Source organism: Streptomyces sp. NPDC052036 (genome assembly GCF_040680495.1).
Taxonomy (GTDB): domain Bacteria; phylum Actinomycetota; class Actinomycetes; order Streptomycetales; family Streptomycetaceae; genus Streptomyces.
Genome location: NZ_JBFAWW010000121.1, coordinates 1 through 1,789, shown reverse-complemented (window position 1 = coordinate 1,789; position 1,789 = coordinate 1). Strand labels below are relative to the sequence as shown.

General features: G+C 62.7%; 2 protein-coding genes. Both read left to right on the top strand.

Features of this window, described 5'->3' with window-relative positions; all coding sequences use genetic code 11:
- The first annotated feature begins 185 nt into the window (after positions 1–185).
- Positions 186–404, top strand: a complete 219-nt coding sequence (locus tag AB0L95_RS42140) for a ubiquitin-like protein Pup (protein ID WP_365171971.1) — start codon at positions 186–188, stop codon at positions 402–404.
- 74 nt (positions 405–478) lie between these two features.
- Complete coding sequence (locus tag AB0L95_RS42135; RefSeq protein WP_365171965.1) at positions 479–1,465, top strand: hypothetical protein; 987 nt, start codon at positions 479–481, stop codon at positions 1,463–1,465.
- Positions 1,466–1,789: the final 324 nt, after the last annotated feature.

Sequence of the window (1,789 nt, the reverse complement as noted above, 5' to 3'; positions counted from 1 at the left end):
CCATACGAGAGCACCCCGCCACACACCGGGAAAGACCGTCAAACGCGCCGAGACACTCGACCAGCACTATGGCCGCACAGGTTAAAGATCAAGCTCAGATGATGTCATGCATTCGACCGTGTTCAATTGCGTCGGGGTTCCGCGTCGAGTGGGGTTTCACTCCGCGCGGGGGAGGGAGCTGAGTCGTGCAGCGCAGGGAAGAGCACCGCCGTCAGGAGGACTCCCACGAGGAGGGTGTGCCAGCCGAGGTTGGGGACCAGCCCGCGACGCGCGATTCGAAGGTTTCATCGGACGCCGATGAATTTCTCAACGAAGTTGACGATCTCCTCAAGAGGGACGGCCTCGATAAGGAAATCAACGCCAAGAAGTGGGTCGATGGCTTCCAGCAGAAGGGCGGCCAGTAGGCGTGCCCGTCCCGGAAGCGCGCAGGGAAGGGACTGCATCACAGGGACTGCGACCCACGTCGGAATTGTCGATATTGACGGAGATCACCCATCGAGTCATTGACCGGTTGCGTCGCTCGCTGCGCGGGGACATCGCAGCGAGCGGGCAGGGGGAGCAGGGCGGAGATCTGCTGATCGTCAACGGTGAGGTATTCCAGCCCGAGTACGCCGTGTCCGCCGGTCTGGAGCTCGGAGACGAGTTCAAGACCTTCTTCTGCGAGATCGAGGACATCGCGTTCTCGGTCGAGACTGGCAGAACCCGCGTGTACGAGACGATCGGGGGCCGGGACCTGGCGGAGTTCGGGCTGATCCAGATCGCCTCCTATCCGCGCCCGACGGCCACGCTGCTGAGTTCCGTCTCCGCATACTTGGAGCACCGGCAGCGACCGCCGATAAGCGCGGCCGGCATCAGCGCACCGACCAAGCTCTACCAGTTGATGCTCCTCGCGCAGGACGAGTTGCCGGTGCCCGCCACATTCTATCTGCCAAGGCGGCTGCTGAATGGCTCCTTCGCAGACCTCGCCGACCGGCTGGGCCTGCCGTTCATACTCAAGGCGATGAACGCCCGGGGTGGGCGGCTGAATTTTTTGGTCAAGACCGAGATCGACTTCCTGCGGTACGTCGAGGACCCCGCCCACGCGAAGGCAGCCTTCCTCGCTCAGCAGTTCATCCCCAACAACGGCACCTTCCGGATTTTTGTGTTCGGACGGGACGTGCCGGTCGTCATGCACCGCTGCAACACCGACGGCTCTCATCTCACTAACACCGAGCAGGGCGGACACGCCACGTTGTTCGAGGTAGAGACCTTCGATACAGAGGTACTGGGAATGGCCGTTCGGGCAGCTGAGCTCATGGGCTGCGAGATCGCGGGCGTTAACGTGGTGCAGGACCGGCAGACGCGTCAGTGGTATCTGCTGGAAGTCAGCTCCAGTCCAGCCATCGGGAGCGGGGCCTTCGCCGAGGAGAAGACCCAGGCGTACTCCTCTTATCTCCGCACGAAGCTTTCCGCTGTGTGTAAGTGAATGGCTGTGCGCCTGTTTCTGAACTTCGAACCCGCAGGTCACAGCGCTTTGGATCGGGGCTGCCCCGCCCAGGACCGCCCGCAACCATTTGCCAGGATGACGGCCCGGCTCAGCAACCTGACCCAGGGCACTCTGCGCGAGTAAAGGAACCATGCGCGAATTGCTCCAGTTCGATCGTCTCCACAGGGACGAACGGCTGCGGTCGCCCTCTGGGCGGTACGTACTGCACTACTCGGCTTGGACTCGTAGTCGCCGGTCACTCGATCTTCGGCGCGTCCATGGTCAGCCTGGTCCCGGCGAGGCAGCCGTCGATCAGATGGGGAC